This is a genomic window from Neobacillus sp. DZ-9 (assembly GCF_059587065.1).
In genome coordinates, this window is sequence record NZ_JCAIOL010000001.1 from 328,307 (window position 1) to 343,499 (window position 15,193).

The 15,193-nt window shown below is 39.2% G+C and carries 18 protein-coding genes; 14 read left to right on the forward strand and 4 right to left on the reverse strand.

Features of this window, described 5'->3' with window-relative positions; all coding sequences use genetic code 11:
- Nucleotides 1-17 precede the first annotated feature (17 nt).
- The 5 genes from AC59HZ_RS01580 to AC59HZ_RS01600 all read left to right on the forward strand — a co-directional run bounded on the left by AC59HZ_RS01580 (nt 18) and on the right by AC59HZ_RS01600 (nt 5,111).
- Complete coding sequence (locus AC59HZ_RS01580) at nt 18-1,289, forward strand: peptidase U32 family protein (RefSeq protein WP_496544164.1); 1,272 nt, start codon at nt 18-20, stop codon at nt 1,287-1,289.
- A gap of 1 nt (nt 1,290) precedes the next feature.
- Nucleotides 1,291-1,926 (forward strand): uridine kinase, encoded by a 636-nt coding sequence (gene udk, locus AC59HZ_RS01585; protein WP_496544634.1) that lies wholly within the window; start codon nt 1,291-1,293, stop codon nt 1,924-1,926.
- A 162-nt stretch (nt 1,927-2,088) separates the two neighbouring features.
- Entirely contained in the window at nt 2,089-2,565 is a 477-nt protein-coding gene (gene greA, locus AC59HZ_RS01590; RefSeq protein WP_223591250.1) for a transcription elongation factor GreA, read from the forward strand.
- A gap of 49 nt (nt 2,566-2,614) precedes the next feature.
- Nucleotides 2,615-4,375 carry a peptidoglycan D,D-transpeptidase FtsI family protein gene (locus AC59HZ_RS01595; protein WP_496544165.1) on the forward strand — a complete coding sequence of 587 codons (1,761 nt, stop codon included), beginning with the start codon at nt 2,615-2,617 and terminating at the stop codon, nt 4,373-4,375.
- Nucleotides 4,376-4,454: 79 nt separating this feature from the next.
- Nucleotides 4,455-5,111: a YrrS family protein gene (locus tag AC59HZ_RS01600; protein WP_496544166.1), complete on the forward strand. Its 657-nt coding sequence runs from the start codon at nt 4,455-4,457 to the stop codon at nt 5,109-5,111.
- Nucleotides 5,112-5,152: 41 nt separating this feature from the next.
- On the opposite strand, the gene AC59HZ_RS01605 is transcribed toward AC59HZ_RS01600, so the two are convergent.
- Nucleotides 5,153-5,356 (reverse strand): DUF2536 family protein, encoded by a 204-nt coding sequence (locus tag AC59HZ_RS01605; RefSeq protein WP_335713871.1) that lies wholly within the window; start codon nt 5,354-5,356, stop codon nt 5,153-5,155.
- Nucleotides 5,357-5,519: 163 nt separating this feature from the next.
- Here AC59HZ_RS01605 and AC59HZ_RS01610 point away from each other — a divergent pair, with 163 nt between their 5' ends.
- The 7 genes from AC59HZ_RS01610 (at nt 5,520) to AC59HZ_RS01640 (ending at nt 10,094) form a co-directional block, all read left to right on the forward strand.
- Nucleotides 5,520-6,158 carry a class I SAM-dependent DNA methyltransferase gene (locus AC59HZ_RS01610; RefSeq protein ID WP_496544167.1) on the forward strand — a complete coding sequence of 213 codons (639 nt, stop codon included), beginning with the start codon at nt 5,520-5,522 and terminating at the stop codon, nt 6,156-6,158.
- A gap of 15 nt (nt 6,159-6,173) precedes the next feature.
- Entirely contained in the window at nt 6,174-6,869 is a 696-nt protein-coding gene (gene mtnN, locus AC59HZ_RS01615; RefSeq protein ID WP_496544168.1) for a 5'-methylthioadenosine/S-adenosylhomocysteine nucleosidase, read from the forward strand.
- Nucleotides 6,870-6,886: 17 nt separating this feature from the next.
- Nucleotides 6,887-7,810, forward strand: a complete 924-nt coding sequence (locus AC59HZ_RS01620) for a PLP-dependent cysteine synthase family protein (protein WP_496544169.1) — start codon at nt 6,887-6,889, stop codon at nt 7,808-7,810.
- A gap of 1 nt (nt 7,811) precedes the next feature.
- On the forward strand, nt 7,812-8,945 hold the full coding sequence (locus tag AC59HZ_RS01625) for a bifunctional cystathionine gamma-lyase/homocysteine desulfhydrase (protein WP_496544170.1): 1,134 nt from the start codon (nt 7,812-7,814) through the stop codon (nt 8,943-8,945).
- 140 nt (nt 8,946-9,085) lie between these two features.
- Nucleotides 9,086-9,346 carry a YrhC family protein gene (locus AC59HZ_RS01630; RefSeq protein ID WP_496544171.1) on the forward strand — a complete coding sequence of 87 codons (261 nt, stop codon included), beginning with the start codon at nt 9,086-9,088 and terminating at the stop codon, nt 9,344-9,346.
- A gap of 423 nt (nt 9,347-9,769) precedes the next feature.
- Complete coding sequence (locus AC59HZ_RS01635) at nt 9,770-9,910, forward strand: YrzI family small protein (RefSeq protein WP_496544172.1); 141 nt, start codon at nt 9,770-9,772, stop codon at nt 9,908-9,910.
- A gap of 43 nt (nt 9,911-9,953) precedes the next feature.
- Nucleotides 9,954-10,094, forward strand: coding sequence for a YrzI family small protein (locus tag AC59HZ_RS01640; protein ID WP_496544173.1), 141 nt, complete (start codon nt 9,954-9,956; stop codon nt 10,092-10,094).
- Between the two features lie 445 nt (nt 10,095-10,539).
- On the opposite strand, the gene AC59HZ_RS01645 is transcribed toward AC59HZ_RS01640, so the two are convergent.
- Together AC59HZ_RS01645 and AC59HZ_RS01650 are read right to left on the reverse strand one after the other, a co-directional pair.
- Nucleotides 10,540-12,333 (reverse strand): M3 family oligoendopeptidase, encoded by a 1,794-nt coding sequence (locus AC59HZ_RS01645; RefSeq protein ID WP_496544174.1) that lies wholly within the window; start codon nt 12,331-12,333, stop codon nt 10,540-10,542.
- A 121-nt stretch (nt 12,334-12,454) separates the two neighbouring features.
- Nucleotides 12,455-12,610, reverse strand: a complete 156-nt coding sequence (locus AC59HZ_RS01650) for a hypothetical protein (RefSeq protein WP_496544175.1) — start codon at nt 12,608-12,610, stop codon at nt 12,455-12,457.
- Between the two features lie 158 nt (nt 12,611-12,768).
- Here AC59HZ_RS01650 and AC59HZ_RS01655 point away from each other — a divergent pair, with 158 nt between their 5' ends.
- A complete protein-coding gene (locus tag AC59HZ_RS01655) occupies nt 12,769-13,446 on the forward strand; it encodes a response regulator transcription factor (protein ID WP_496544176.1) in 678 nt (225 codons plus the stop codon).
- Between the two features lie 17 nt (nt 13,447-13,463).
- Nucleotides 13,464-14,432, forward strand: a complete 969-nt coding sequence (locus tag AC59HZ_RS01660; protein WP_496544177.1) for a F510_1955 family glycosylhydrolase — start codon at nt 13,464-13,466, stop codon at nt 14,430-14,432.
- A 25-nt stretch (nt 14,433-14,457) separates the two neighbouring features.
- On the opposite strand, the gene sigK is transcribed toward AC59HZ_RS01660, so the two are convergent.
- Nucleotides 14,458-15,174 carry an RNA polymerase sporulation sigma factor SigK gene (sigK, locus tag AC59HZ_RS01665; protein ID WP_173058351.1) on the reverse strand — a complete coding sequence of 239 codons (717 nt, stop codon included), beginning with the start codon at nt 15,172-15,174 and terminating at the stop codon, nt 14,458-14,460.
- Between the last annotated feature and the right edge of the window lie 19 nt (nt 15,175-15,193).

Consider the following 15,193-nt stretch of genomic DNA (forward strand, 5'->3'; position numbering starts at 1 on the left):
AGGGAGGAGTTTCAATCGTGAATACAGTTAAAGATAAGATTTCTGAAATTATCGATGGAAAGCGTGTTATTGTGAAAAAGCCGGAACTCCTTGCTCCAGCAGGAAATCTTGAAAAGTTGAAAATTGCCGTTCAATATGGTGCGGATGCCGTATTTATTGGCGGTCAGGAATACGGTCTGCGTTCAAATGCGGATAACTTTACCTTTGAAGAAATGAAAGAAGGCGTGGAGTTCGCTAAAAAGTATGGTGCAAAAATTTATGTTACCACCAATATCTATGCCCACAATGAAAATATCGATGGGTTAGAAGAGTATTTGCAGGGTTTGAAAGAAGCTGGCGTCGCAGGAATCATTGTGGCCGACCCGATAATCATTGAAACTTGCCGCCGGATTGCACCGGAGATTGAAGTGCATTTAAGTACTCAGCAATCCCTTTCAAACTGGAAGGCTGTCCAATTCTGGAAGGAAGAAGGCTTGGAGCGTGTTGTTTTAGCTCGTGAAACAAGCGCAGAAGAGATTCGAGAAATGAAAGAAAAGGTGGATATCGAAATTGAAACCTTTATTCATGGTGCGATGTGTATTGCTTATTCAGGCCGTTGTACGTTAAGTAACCACATGACCGCTAGAGATTCCAACCGCGGCGGCTGCTGCCAATCCTGCCGCTGGGATTATGATCTTTATCAGCTTGAAGGCGAAGGTAACGAAGCACCACTTTATGCAGAAGGTGATGCTCCGTTTGCGATGAGCCCGAAGGATCTTAATTTAATTCAGTCGATTCCGCAAATGATTGAGATGGGCATCGATAGTTTGAAAATTGAAGGCCGGATGAAATCCATTCATTACGTGGCCACCGTTGTCAGTGTTTATCGCAAGATTATTGACGCTTACTGTGCAGATCCAGAGAATTTTGTGATCAAGCGAGAATGGTTAGAGGAACTCGACAAATGTGCCAATCGTGAAACGGCTCCAGCGTTTTTTGAAGGGGTTCCGGGGTATAAAGAGCAAATGTTTGGTAATCATAGCAAGAAGACAAAGTTTGAATTTGTTGGTCTTGTGTTAGATTATAATGAAGAGACACAAGTGGTAACTCTTCAGCAGAGAAACCATTTTAGACCGGGTGATGAAGTAGAGTTCTTCGGACCGGAAATTCAAAACTTTACTCATGTAATTGATAAAATTTGGGATGAAAAAGGTAATGAACTGGATGCAGCTAGACATCCACTTCAGATTGTACAATTCAAATTGGACAAACCGGTATACCCTAACAACATGATGCGAAAGGAGAACTAGTATAATGCGCAAGCCCGTTGTTATTGGTGTAACCGGCGGCTCCGGCTCCGGAAAAACCAGTGTTACCAAAGCGATTTATGAAAGCTTTAAGGGGCATTCTATTTTGATGCTTGAACAAGATTATTATTATAAGGATCAGAGTGATTTGCCATTTGAAGAACGGTTAAAAACAAACTATGACCATCCGCTCGCTTTCGATAACGATTTATTAATAGCTCACATAGAAAAGCTATTACGCTTTGAACCGATTGAAAAGCCTGTCTATGACTATTCACAGCATACACGCTCAGAAAAAGTCATTCCTGTAGAACCAAAGGATGTCGTCATTTTAGAGGGAATCTTGGTTCTTGAAGATGAGCGTCTACGCAATTTAATGGACATTAAACTGTACGTGGATACCGATGCAGATTTACGGATTATCCGCAGACTGCAGCGTGATATTCAAGAACGCGGGAGAACACTTGATTCTGTTATCGATCAATATGTGAATGTTGTTCGCCCAATGCACAATCAATTTATTGAGCCGACCAAGCGCTATGCGGATGTCATCATCCCTGAAGGCGGTCATAATCACGTGGCGATTGATTTAATGGTAACAAAAATTCAAACAATTCTTGAACAAAAGTCATTTTTATGAAACAATAGCAAAAGAACTATCTATAAAATCCAAAATGGATAAATGCGCGCCCTTTATTTTACAAGGACGCGCTGAATGTATTATGTCGATTGGCATAATATCTACATACATTACAAACACAATTCTAATGGGGTATTGTGAAGACTAGAAGGAGTGAGGATTTTGGCTACTGAGAAAGTATTTCCAATGACACAGGCAGGTAAGGACAAACTTGTACAAGAACTTGAATACTTAAAATCCGTTAAACGTAAAGAAGTGGTAGAAAGAATTAAAATCGCGCGCAGCTTTGGAGATTTATCTGAAAACTCTGAGTACGATTCCGCGAAGGAAGAGCAAGCTTTTGTTGAAGGTAGAATTACCACTTTAGAAAATATGGTTCGCAACGCTAAGATTATCGAAGAAGGGGAACTAGCGAGCGACTCTGTAACTCTTGGCAGCTCCGTTACCTTTGTAGAGCTTCCAGATGGTGAAGAAGAAACCTATACTATTGTCGGTAGTGCAGAAGCTGATCCGTTTGAAGGTAAAATTTCTAACGATTCACCGATTGCTAAAAGCCTTTTAGGTAAAAAGGTTGGCGATCAAGTATCTGTTCAAACGCCTGGCGGCGAAATGAGCGTCCGTATCGTTTCAATTAAATAAATGTTTGAAATAAGTAAACCTCGTCAAAACTTTTGACGAGGTGTTTTTTATGTGGAGAAAACGCGCAGTTGGCTGGCTTTTTATTAGCTTAACCGGATTAGTGCTTCTTTTAGCACGTTTAATGCAAATACAATTAGTTGAAACAGAAACTTTTTCAAAACATAACGTTAATTTATTAGAGGAAAGCGTAAAGCAACGAACACAAGAATTAGTGATAGATAACGGCAGGGGTAATTTTCTTGATCGGAATGGAACAATGCTGACACATAAGAAGGTGTCGGTGCTTGTCCTATTTCCATTTTTAAAAAAGATGGACTGGGAGGTTGATAAAGTTGCGGATATAACTGGGATTCCTGTTAATTTGTTAAAAAGTGCAGTAGAAGGTGCCAAGAAGCCATTTGCCTACGGCGAACCTGAACCAGTAGAACTGTCGAGTTCGCAAATGGAAAAAATTAATTCATTAAAGATCCCAGGTGTATTTGCGATTGATAAAAAGTTTGAGCGGAGAGATGTGCCAGCTGAACAATTAATAGGGTTAACAGGAGAAAATGCAAAAGAATTACAGAAACGGTATCCAAACAAAGAATTATCGGAGAAAACCTTAATTGGTGTATCGGGTCTTGAGGAAAGCTTTGATGAATTTCTTCTGCCTGAAGGAAAATCAAAGCTCGTTTACCATGTTGACGGAAGCGGTGCCCCGTTATTTGGTATCAATGTGAAGTATGTCGACCCAGCTAATCCCTTTTATCCTGTCAATGTTCGAACAACCATTGATAAAAATCTGCAGCAAAAAGCAGAGGAACTGGTTGATAAGTATCAAATAAAAAAAGGTGGTTTAGTTCTACTAGACATACAGGACAATAGTGTGCTGGCGATGGTATCACGCCCGACAGTTAATAAAAAAGACCCATACAATGGAGCGGGAATTACGAATGTAATGTTAAAGCAGCAAATCATGGGCTCTGTCTTTAAAACCGTTGTGGCAGCTGCATCCATCGATCATAATCTTGATGACCCGACACGAATGTTTGATTGCAGTAAAAAGATCAATGGCAAGCCTGAGCTGAAATATAATTATGGGATGCTGAATTTTACTGATAGCTTTGCCAGAAGCTGTAATCGGACCTTTGGTGAGTTAGCGAGAGAATTACAAAAAAAGAATCCGAACTTACTGGAAGACTATGCGGCAAAGTTATCTTTGATTGGTTCTGTCGGCTGGCAGGGGGATATTTATCATACCAGTGATTTCAAACAGCTTCCCGTTGAGGACAAGGGCAGAGTTTTTGTGTCAGATGAGGCAAGAAAAGATGCTAATTTCGCGGCAATGTCAGGAATTGGCCAGCATGAGGTTCGCGCCACACCTTTAGCTGTTGCTAATATGATGGCTACGATTGCTAGAGGCGGCCAAAAGGAAATGGTCCGTGCAGTGTCAAAAATTGAATATAAAAATGGTACAACCATGGTGAATTTTGATCAAAAAGACTTAAAGGGAGATACTATTTCACCTTATACAGCGATGAAGCTGCAAAAATTGCTGCGTGAGGTTGTTTTAAACCCAAATGGGACAGGAAGATGGTTTAAAGAGCTTCCATACGAGGTTGCAGGGAAATCTGGGACAGCAGAAACTGGCAAGTTTGTAAATGGTCAGCAATTGCATAATAAATGGTTTGCCGGGTATTTTCCATATCAAACTCCCAAATATGCTTTAGTTGCGGTTAATTTAGATGTGCCAGACAATGCGGGCGGGGTTAATTTGTTATTTGCTGATATGGTAAAGGTGTTGTATGAAAATGATAATGATTCCGAGTAGAGGCAGGTTTTTCCTTTAAATATCTCATCAATTCATGTTAGAATATTTAGAGCCTTATTTTTTGGGAGAGTGATATCAGTTGAGTAACGATCTTAATCAAAGTTCACGTTTTGGCAATCGAGCAAAAAGAAAAAAGACGAACATCGTCTTAAATAGTTTAATTATCATTGTGTTACTTTTAATCATTTTCGTAGCTTATAATATTTTTTCATCAGGCGATGATAATGCTGCTGCACCGAAAAAGGACACTCAAAAAACAGAACAGAAACAAAAGGCAGTACAAGAGAAAAAAGATGAGAAAGTATCTAAAGAGGAAGAGAAATCATCCGAGGATGTTGCCAATAATGATGATGGAAATAGTGAGGATAGTGTAGCACCTGATCAGGCAGACGAATCCCAAGCAGTCGTTTCTGAAGGCGGAAGTTCATCGGATGTCTCAAAATCAGTTGAAAACCCTTCATGGAAGCCTGTCGGCACAACCCAATCGGGTGAACATACCCCGGTATATGATCAAAATTCTGCTGATTGGCAGGAAATGTTAGCAGCAATGTCCTATGCAACTGGAATTGATCAGAGTAATATGACGGTATACTGGCTAGGCAGAGATAAATCAACGCAAAATGCCTCAGTAGGAACGATTGAATCCAAAGACACTAAGCAGAAGTATAAAGTTTATATTAAATGGGTGGATGGCCAAGGCTGGATGCCAACAAAGGTAGAACAACTATCAGAATAAGTAAGAGAATACGAAAGGATGGGCCAAATATTGGCACCATCCTATTTCTTTTTAAAATGGACGACAGCAGTAAAATAGGTTTGTCCATTTTCATTTACATGCATTTGATGGGAAACGGAATGAACTCCCAGCATAATTGCTTTATTTTCCTCTATTTGTGCCTCAATCTTTTTTTGTAATGTTTTAAGGTTATTGGCCTCATAAAATTCAACTTTATCCTCAATGAGGTCAAACTGAAAATTCATCAATTCAAATCCTCCTTTCTGTCAGAATATATTTTAGCCATTTCTTTTCTAAGAAACAACGAATTTGTTGAATAAAAGTACGGAATATGGTAAATTGAGAACAGCTTTTTCAATAATTCATAGTATACCTATAGGAATTATCGACATCTTAGGAGTGACATTAATGGGTAGAGAATTTCTTGAAGTATTCGAACAGTGGGCTGACACATATGATAAGACAGTCGTTGGCCATGATCTTCAATATAAAGAAGTATTTTCAAAATATGAGGAAATATTAGAGGGAGTCGCTAATCGTTCCTATGGTCATGTAGTTGAATTCGGTGTCGGGACAGGAAATCTGACCAAAAAGCTGCTAGCAGAAGGTTTAACGGTGACAGGTATCGAACCTTCCCAGCCGATGAGAAAAATTGCAGAAGATAAACTTGGTGGGAAAGCATTGCTCCTTGATGGGGACTTTCTTCAATTTCCGGAGCAAATCAACATTGATACATTTGTCAGTTCGTACGCCTTCCATCATCTAACTGATGATGAAAAAGCGGAAGCAATAGCTATATATGGCAGACTTCTTTCTATTGGTGGTAAAATAGTGTTCGCGGATACGATGTATGAATCTGAGGAAGATTATAATAATGCAATCGTAGAAGCTAAAAATAATGGCTTTCATAACCTAGCAAAAGATTTGGAAACGGAGTATTACACAACAATTCCCTTTTTAAAACATATTTTACAGAAAAACGGTTTTAGCGTTACTTTTACGCGCTTCAACGATTTTGTCTGGGTAATGGAAGGCGTAAAACAATAAGAAAGAGGTAAAAAAATGAAAATTGCCATCATCGGTGCAATGGAAGAAGAAGTGACTCTGTTAAGAGACAATATTGAGGATCAAACACAGGAAACTGTTGCCGGCTGTGAATTTACGTTTGGAAAAATGTATGGGGCAGACGTAATTCTTTTGCGTTCGGGGATTGGTAAAGTGAACGCAGCGATGTCGACAACTATCCTTCTTGATAAATATAAGCCAGATTATATCATCAATACAGGATCAGCAGGAGGGCTTAATCCTTCTTTAAATGTAGGTGATGCCGTCATCTCTACGGAGGTGCGCCATCATGACGTCGATGTAACAGCGTTTGGATATGAGTATGGCCAGGTTCCTCAGCTTCCAGCTGCCTTTAAAGCTGATGATCAATTAATCGGGGTAGCAGAAACTGCCGCAAAAGAATTAGACAGATTTCAAATCGTGAGAGGTTTAATTGCTACGGGTGACTCTTTCATGGAGGATCCGGAACGTGTAGATTTTATACGAGAGAAGTTTACCGATCTTCAAGCCGTTGAAATGGAAGCAGCGGCGATAGCCCAGGTAGCTCATCGCTTTGGTGTTCCTTTTGTGATCATTCGTTCCCTTTCCGATATCGCTGGTAAAGAGTCGGAAATCTCATTTGATCAATTTATTGATAAAGCAGCAACCAATTCTGCTACGCTAGTTATGAAAATGGTGGCCGCGTTAAGATAGAAATCAGGGGTGTAAAAATGAAGGTTTATAAGAACGTCCATGAATTAATTGGGCACACACCAGTTGTCGAGATTACTCAATTTCCATTGCCTGAAGGTGTTCGCATTTTTGCGAAGCTGGAATTCATGAACCCCGGCGGGAGTGTTAAAGATAGACTTGGTCTAGAGCTTTTAAGAGATGCTTTCGAATCCGGAAAGCTGCAGGAGGGCGGAACAGTCATCGAGCCAACTGCCGGCAATACGGGTATTGGCGTGGCACTTGCGGCGATAAATAAAGGTGTACAGGTTATTTTTTGTGTTCCAGAAAAGTTCAGTATGGAAAAGCAGGAAATCATGAAGGCGCTTGGTGCCAAGATTATAAATACTCCAACAGAACTTGGGATAAAGGGTGCCATAGCCAAAGCACAGGAACTTCTAGAGGAAATTCCAGGATCCTTTTGTCCGCAGCAATTTGCTAATCCAGCGAATCCTGATACTTACTATAAAACACTTGGGCCGGAATTGTGGGAGCAATTGGACGGACAGATTGATATCTTTGTTTCCGGAGCGGGCTCTGGCGGGACCTTCATGGGGACGTCACGTTATTTAAAAGAAAAGAAGAAAGAAATCAAGACCGTCATCGTTGAACCAGAAGGCTCAATTTTAAACGGCGGAAAACCAGGACCCCATAAAGCGGAGGGCATTGGAATGGAGTTTTTGCCTCCGTTTATGGACACAGAATATTTTGATGCCATTTATACTGTAATGGATGTCAATTCCTTTGAGCTTGTAAAAGAGCTGGCTGCAAAAGAAGGCCTGCTGGTCGGCAGTTCTTCCGGTGCGGCTTTATATGCAGCACTTAAAGAAGCGGAATCAGCAAAGCAAGGAACACATATTGTTGTGATATTCCCTGATGGCAGCGAACGATATTTAAGTAAAAAGATTTTTGAGGGAGGCATTTAGTTTGAAAAGAAAAACGAAGTTAATTCATGGCGGTATTAGCGAAGATCCGGCAACAGGTGCTGTATCGTTTCCAATCTACCAAGTAAGTACGTATAAGCAAGAAGGTGTCGGCGGACACAAAGGCTTTGAGTACTCAAGAACCGGCAATCCAACGAGAAATGCTCTTGAAGAATTGATTAAAGATATCGAAGGAGGAAAAGCAGGATTTGCTTTTGGCTCTGGTATGGCAGCAATTACAGCCGTAATCATGCTGTTTAACAGCGGTGACCACGTCATTCTTACAGATGATGTGTACGGTGGAACCTTCCGAGTTATGACTAAGGTTTTGAACCGCTTCGGAATCGATTCCACATTTGTTGATACAAGTAGTTTAGAAAATATAAAGAGTGAAATTCGCCCAAACACAAAAGCAGTATATTTAGAAACACCGACAAACCCACTTTTAAAAGTCACGGATATTGAAGCGGCTTCTAAGCTTGCTAAAGAGCATAACCTATTAACTATTGTCGATAATACATTTTCTACACCTTACTGGCAAAATCCACTTGAGCTTGGAGCTGACATTGTCTTGCATAGTGCCACGAAATACATTGGCGGTCACAGTGATGTTGTTGCAGGGTTAGTGGTTGTCAATAGTGATAAGCTGGCTGAAGACCTTCATTTTGTTCAAAACTCAACTGGCGGTGTATTGGGGCCACAGGATTCCTGGCTGCTAATCAGAGGAATCAAAACCTTAGGCATCCGCATGGAAGAAACTGAATCCAATACAAATGCAATTGTGGAGTTTTTACAAGGGCATTCTAAAGTGAAAAAGGTATTCTATCCAGGCATTGAAACACATCCTAATCATGACATAGCTAAAAAACAATCCAGAGGTTTTGGCGGTATGGTTTCATTTGATGTCGGAAGCGCAGAAAATGCGGATCAACTGTTAAGCAAAATAAAATACTTTACACTAGCTGAAAGTCTAGGTGCTGTTGAAAGTTTAATTTCCGTTCCAGCAAGAATGACACATGCATCCATTCCGGCAGAACGGAGAGCAGAATTAGGAATCAGTGATGGCCTAGTCCGCATCTCAGTAGGCCTCGAAGACGTAGAAGACCTAATTGAGGACCTGTCACAAGCATTAGAATAGTGTTAATGTTACAATGGGTGTCAGGCACCATGTGAAATTTTCACATGGTGCCTGACACCTTTTCTAATATTTACATACTGTTTAACGCTGTTTTCTGTGTTAAAGTAGGTTAGTAGATTTAAGAGAAGCAGGTGATGGTAGTGGAACAGCAAACGAAAAGTCTTTTTGAGAAGATAGCTGATTTCAAACGGTTTGCGCTGACTTTATTTGCTTTCGGAGTATTTTTTTATTTAGGTGCGATTATTCCATATACAGGAAAAACTGTGACGGTTTTAAATATTATGATCAATTTTGCTATTTCATTCTTATCAGCGTCTATTTTATTCTTTATTCAAGTGAAGAGATATCAAATAAAGCTTCTGGAAATGGAAGACGGGCAAGATGATTTTAGGAAAAAGTAAGTGTTCCCAAAATGGGGGCACTATTTTTTTGCGCTTTAAGGGCCATTTCATTATTTTTAAAAAAATTTGTTTAAAATGGTTTACAAAGTATAGGGGTGTGGATATAATTACCGTAGCAAGTAAAAAATTCCAAAGGAGGTCGAATAAAATGATGTTAACGCATATTGGCTCTAAAGCAACTAAATATTTGAATAACACACATTCGACCAGATTGGAATGGATTGCTTAGCATTTTGTTACAATACATATCCATGCCGCAGGGAGAATGATGCCTTGCGGTATTTTTGTGCCTAAAAAGACCGGCCGCAGGGGAGATGACTTCTTGCGGCCTTTTTGTGCCCTTTTTACTCGCCGTTTGGATATGTGCTGCATAAATTAAGAATGTTGTTGAATCAAAATCTTTTTAAAGGAGGTGTTCCTGCGATGACCCTTAACTTAGTATTTTTTTCATTAACAATCAAAAAACGTGAAGTAAATCTAAAAGAAGCTGTCCACCAGGAAATGGTTGAAAAGCTTTATGAACAAAACAAAGATCGTCAAATATCCATGTACCATGAAATGTAATTGAATGAAATACCTATCAAAAAATGAAAGGAAGTGATATGAAATGACCTTAAATATATTATTTTTCTCGATAACGATAAAGAAACGACACGTGACTCTTGAAGAAGCAATTCATCAGGAACAAGTTGAAAAACTGTATGAACAAAATAAAGACCGTCAAATCTCAATGCAACGTCTTATGTAAGAACTAAAAAATCCATGAAAAGAAAGGTGGTTTTAAAGATGTTTTTTCTAATGCAGGGAAGAGGAGCAAGCTTATGGGGTATGAAAGATACCACCTAGCTTAGTGATTAAAATAGGAGGTAACAATAATGCCGCTGCATATTTTATTCATATCGCTAATTTTTAAATCAAAGAAAAAATGAAATCATAGTTCCTTCATTATGCTAATAGCAGGATGTTAATTAACAGAATGTTCACATCTCATTACGATGGTTACTGTGAAAATATGATAAATTCAAATTAGGAAGAGCAGAGCTATTTTAAGGGGTGGAGAAAATGTTCATGGTTGTGATGGCTTTGGTCATTACTGGGGCGATTGGCTGCGTAATCTCAGCAGAATTAAGTGTTGAATAATAGTAAAAGCATCGACCGCATTTATTCACGGCCGATGCTTTTTTTAGGCAAATTTATTTGGTTAGCTCTAAAAACTCATCCACATCATCCATACAAATTCGGACTGCCTTTTGCCAGAAGTCCTTTTCTGTTAAGTTGACCTGTAAATGCTTCTTTGCCAGATCTTCTACTGACATCGAAGCCGTATCTCTTAATAATGCAATATACTTTTCTTCATAACCTTTACCTTCCTCAATTGCCTGTGCATAAATACCTAGTGAGAATAGGTAGCCAAAGGTATACGGGAAGTTGTAGAACGGGACACCCGTAATGAAGAAATGAAGTTTCGAGGCCCAGAATAATGGATGATATTCTTCCAGCGCTTCACAGTAGGCTTCCTTTTGAGCCTCAAGCATTAATTCATTTAATCTTTCGACCGCAACTGGACCTTGTTTTCTTTCCTCATAAAAATGTGTTTCAAACAGGAAGCGGGCATGGATATTCATTAATAGAGCAACCGTTCTTTGAATTTTATCATCTAGCAGGACGAGTTTCTCTTCTGGATCCTTTGCGTTCTTCACCGCAGCATCGGCCACAATCATCTCGGCAAAGGTTGACGCTGTTTCTGCGACGTTCATGGCATAGTTGCGGTTAAGATGCTGAACACCTTTCATAGCAAAAGTATGGAAGCCGTGTCCCAGCTCGTGTGCGAGTGTGGAAACATTGGAAGGCGTTCCCGAATACGTCATGAATATCCTTGATTGATCGCTTTCAGGGAAGAAGGTACAGAACCCTCCAGGTGCCTTTCCAGGTCGATCTTCTGCTTCAATCCACTGCTCCTCGAATGCCTTTTTCGCAAATGTGGCCATTTTCTCGCCAAAAAGTGCGAAATTCTGTTCAATAAATTCGGCTCCCTCTTGATAAGAAAGCTTTGAGGCAGTTTTCCCGAAAGGAGCATCTAAATCATACCAGCTTAATTTTTTAAGTCCTAAAAGGTTTGCCTTCCTTTCTAAATAGGTTACAAGCTTTTGTTTATTTTCAGAAATGACCGTCCACATCGCCTCAAGAGTTTCCTTTTCCATTCGGTTAATGCTAAGCGGTTCTTTTAAGACTTCCTCCCAGCCTCTTTTTTGATAAACATTTAAACGGAAACCAGAGAGGTGATTGAGGGTTTTCGCTAAAAAGTCAGCCTGATCTCCCCAAGCTTTTTCCCAATTTTTAAAGACAGATGCTCGGAGGTCACGGTTAGGGCTTGCAAATTTATTAAACGCTTGGCCGACAGACAGAAGCTTCTCATGACCATTCTCCTGTACCGGAATTTTAATTTTTCCAACGATTAAATCATACAATTGTCCCCAGCTGTGATATCCGTCAACACCAAGAGCACTGATTAACGCTTCCTCTTCCTTAGAAAGTCTATCTTTGGCACGTTCGCGTCTTTCCGTTAGTACAAAGGAAAGTTCGTTTAATGTCTTCTCTGAAAGTAGCTGAGACCAAACTTCATCCTTTATTGATGTAAGAAGACTATCAAAAGCACTTAGCGCTGTTTGAAAGGCAGCGCTTAAACTGGTTACTTTTGATTCAAGGTTATAGGCTTTTTTATCTTCGGTATTTTGTGCTTGAAGACATCCAACAAACGCGCCAGCCTGGCGGAGTTTTTTAGCAGCATGCTCAAAGTCCTCCAACAGTTTCAGCAAATATTTTTGATCTTCCATAGTATTAAGCGGTGTCCAGTTATTTACTTTTGATTGGAAAATTTCAATTAATTCAGCTGTTTGGTTTAAGTGGTCTGCGAATTCAGGAGACCCACTACCCCCTTTAAAAAATACATCAAGATTCCAAACATCTAAATATGTAGCAGCTGTCATTATTTGTACCCCCTTTGAATATGTACATTTTCATTATAATATATATTTTTCGAAAGATTCTATATGTTGAGTCTCCCGAAATAAAAATGGCTTATACAAAAATTGTATAAGCCCAATTATTTTAATAAAACTGAGAAAAATACCACCAGCCGCCAAAAATTAAAAATAGAATAAAGATGACGATAAAGAATGCATACCATCCTCCAACGCCGCTAGGATATGGCACAGGATATGGTACTGGGCAAAAGACGGGCGGGTATGGATAACCATATGGCATAAAAATCCCCCCTTTATCCTTTTGTTTTAGGGTATGTGCCCTAGCCTTGGCTTGTATAGGCGAAAGTGTATGTCTATATTTGTCCAAACGAAATTCACATTTGTTTTTAACCAGTTGTAGTATAATTTATTTTAGATTTAATCGGGGAGAGGTAGCACTTGAAAAAAATTCTACTGATAGACGATGAAGCGAGAATGTTAGATTTACTTTCCCTCTATTTAACACCAAAGGGATATACGTGTATAAAAATGACATCTGCAAATAAGGCAATTTATTATTTAGAGGATGAAAAGGCAGATCTCATCTTATTGGATGTAATGATGCCCGAAATGGATGGCTGGGAGGCATGCCTGGAGATACGAAAAAATTGGGATATTCCCATTATCATGTTAACCGCTCGCAGTGATAAAATAGATGTGGTTAAAGGCCTAAAAATGGGTGCGGATGATTATATTTCTAAACCATTTGATGAAGAGGAGTTAATCGCTAGGATTGAAGCCCTTTTAAGAAGAAAGAATGGAATAAAAGGGGTCATTGCCTTCAATGGTCTTTCTTTAAATGAAGATTCCTATGAAGTTTCTTATCATGAAAATAATGTACCTGTTACCCCTAAAGAATTTTCGATATTGGGTCTTTTCCTGCAGAATCGAAATAAAGTATTTACCCGTGAGCACCTGTTAACAACCATTTGGGGATATGCGGCACCGACAGAAGACCGGACGGTTGATTCTCATGTCCGAAATCTAAGAGATAAATTAAGAAAAGCAGGTTTTCCTGTTGATGAATATTTGACAACTGTCTGGGGACTGGGGTATAAGTGGATGGATAGGGATTAGAATTCAGGAGGAAAAAAGTGAAGATTCAAAAGAAAGTATTACAAGTTATTTTAACAGGTATTTTATTGATTGTTTCCGGATGCAGCGGGAACGAGCAAAAAAATGCAGCACCAAAGGATGAAGATGTAAATAATACGAAATTTGAAATTGTAGAAGCGAAATCATTCAAATTAGAAAATATACGAGGAATTGGCTTTCCTGGAAATGATAATAGTCTTTATGTTGCTTCTAATGATGGTTTAAAAATGTTAAAAGATTCAGCCTGGTACAAAACAACCACAAATAACCATGAATATATTGGCTTTCAAGCAATTGAAAAAGGCTTTGTATCAAGTGGGATTCCGCAAAAAGGGACAAGCTTTAAAGACCCGCTTGGTTTGGTACAAAGTAATGACAAAGGAAAATCCCTCAAAAAATTAGCCTTCTATGGTGATACGGATTTTTATTTTATGGCGGCAAGCTTTTCAGGTGATACCATCTATGTAATTAGTGAACAGCCACATGATAAGTTAAGTCAAGGTGTCAATTATACGAAAGACAACGGTCGAACTTGGAAAAAAAGTGCGTTCAAGAATTTTGATGCGGATTCATTGGGAATGATGGCGGTTCACCCAACAAACGGGGATATCATGGCGATGTCAACTAGATCAGGAATTTATTATTCTACTGACAATGGAAATACGATGAAGCGAATAACTGATCCTTATATGGTTACAGCCCTAACGTTTAACGGGGATTCAATATTATTTTCAAGTGTTGAAAACAATACAATTTTCTTAAAAACTTGGAACGCTGCTTCTGGCGGGCTAACGAATATCACGATTCCTTTTCTTGATTATGACAATCCAATTACTTATTTAGCGGTTAACCCAAAGAATCAAAATCAAATCGCTTTCACTACGTATAGAAATGATTTATACCAATCTATTGATGGTGGGAAAACATGGAATATGCTTTTAAAAGACGGAAAAAAAGAGCTGGAGTAATCCAGCTCTTTCTTGAACTTTGTCTTTAATTCTTCTTCTTTCTTTCCTTTTCGGCGCGGTAGAATTCATGAAACATTTTCATTAGTGCGCGCTTTTCGATTCTGGAGACATAGCTGCGGGAAATTCCAAGTTCTTTGGCTATCTCGCGCTGTGTTTTTTCTTTCTGCAAATCAAGGCCAAAGCGTCCGATAATTACTTCCTTTTCTCGATCATCAAGTACCTCAATATATTTCTTTATTTTCTCAAGCTCCATATTTAACTGGATTGTATCAATAACATCTTCTGATTCCGACTTTAAAACATCAATTAAGGAAATTTCATTCCCCTCTTTGTCTTGACCAATGGGGTCATGTAGGGAAACGTCTTTTTTCGTTTTCTTCAACGCCCGCAAATGCATCAGTATTTCATTTTCAATACATCGTGCAGCGTAGGTGGCGAGTTTTGTTCCTTTACCCTCTGAGTAGCTTTCAATCGCTTTTATTAATCCGATGGTTCCGATGGAGATTAAATCTTCCGAATCTTCGCCGGTATTTTCGAACTTTTTTACAATGTGGGCAACTAAGCGTAAGTTATGTTCAATTAACATATTGCGTGCATGCGAATCCCCTTCTGCCATTAATCGTAGATATTTCCTTTCTTCTGCAGCAGATAGGGGTTGAGGAAAGGCATTATTTTTAACATAGGATACAAGAAACAAAAACTCTTTAACTAAGTAGCCAAGAGCTGTCAAGATTCCAGACATCTACTTCCACCCCCGTATC

Coding starts and splice junctions, on each gene's coding strand:
- AC59HZ_RS01595 (WP_496544165.1), top strand. CDS start 2,615: ATGTGGAGAAAACGCGCAGTTGGCTGGCTTTTTATTAGCTTAACCGGA.
- AC59HZ_RS01605 (WP_335713871.1), bottom strand. CDS start 5,356: ATGAATTTTCAGTTTGACCTCATTGAGGATAAAGTTGAATTTTATGAG.
- AC59HZ_RS01610 (WP_496544167.1), top strand. CDS start 5,520: ATGGGTAGAGAATTTCTTGAAGTATTCGAACAGTGGGCTGACACATAT.
- mtnN (WP_496544168.1), top strand. CDS start 6,174: ATGAAAATTGCCATCATCGGTGCAATGGAAGAAGAAGTGACTCTGTTA.
- AC59HZ_RS01620 (WP_496544169.1), top strand. CDS start 6,887: ATGAAGGTTTATAAGAACGTCCATGAATTAATTGGGCACACACCAGTT.
- AC59HZ_RS01635 (WP_496544172.1), top strand. CDS start 9,770: ATGACCCTTAACTTAGTATTTTTTTCATTAACAATCAAAAAACGTGAA.
- AC59HZ_RS01640 (WP_496544173.1), top strand. CDS start 9,954: ATGACCTTAAATATATTATTTTTCTCGATAACGATAAAGAAACGACAC.
- AC59HZ_RS01645 (WP_496544174.1), bottom strand. CDS start 12,333: ATGACAGCTGCTACATATTTAGATGTTTGGAATCTTGATGTATTTTTT.
- AC59HZ_RS01650 (WP_496544175.1), bottom strand. CDS start 12,610: ATGCCATATGGTTATCCATACCCGCCCGTCTTTTGCCCAGTACCATAT.
- sigK (WP_173058351.1), bottom strand. CDS start 15,174: ATGTCTGGAATCTTGACAGCTCTTGGCTACTTAGTTAAAGAGTTTTTG.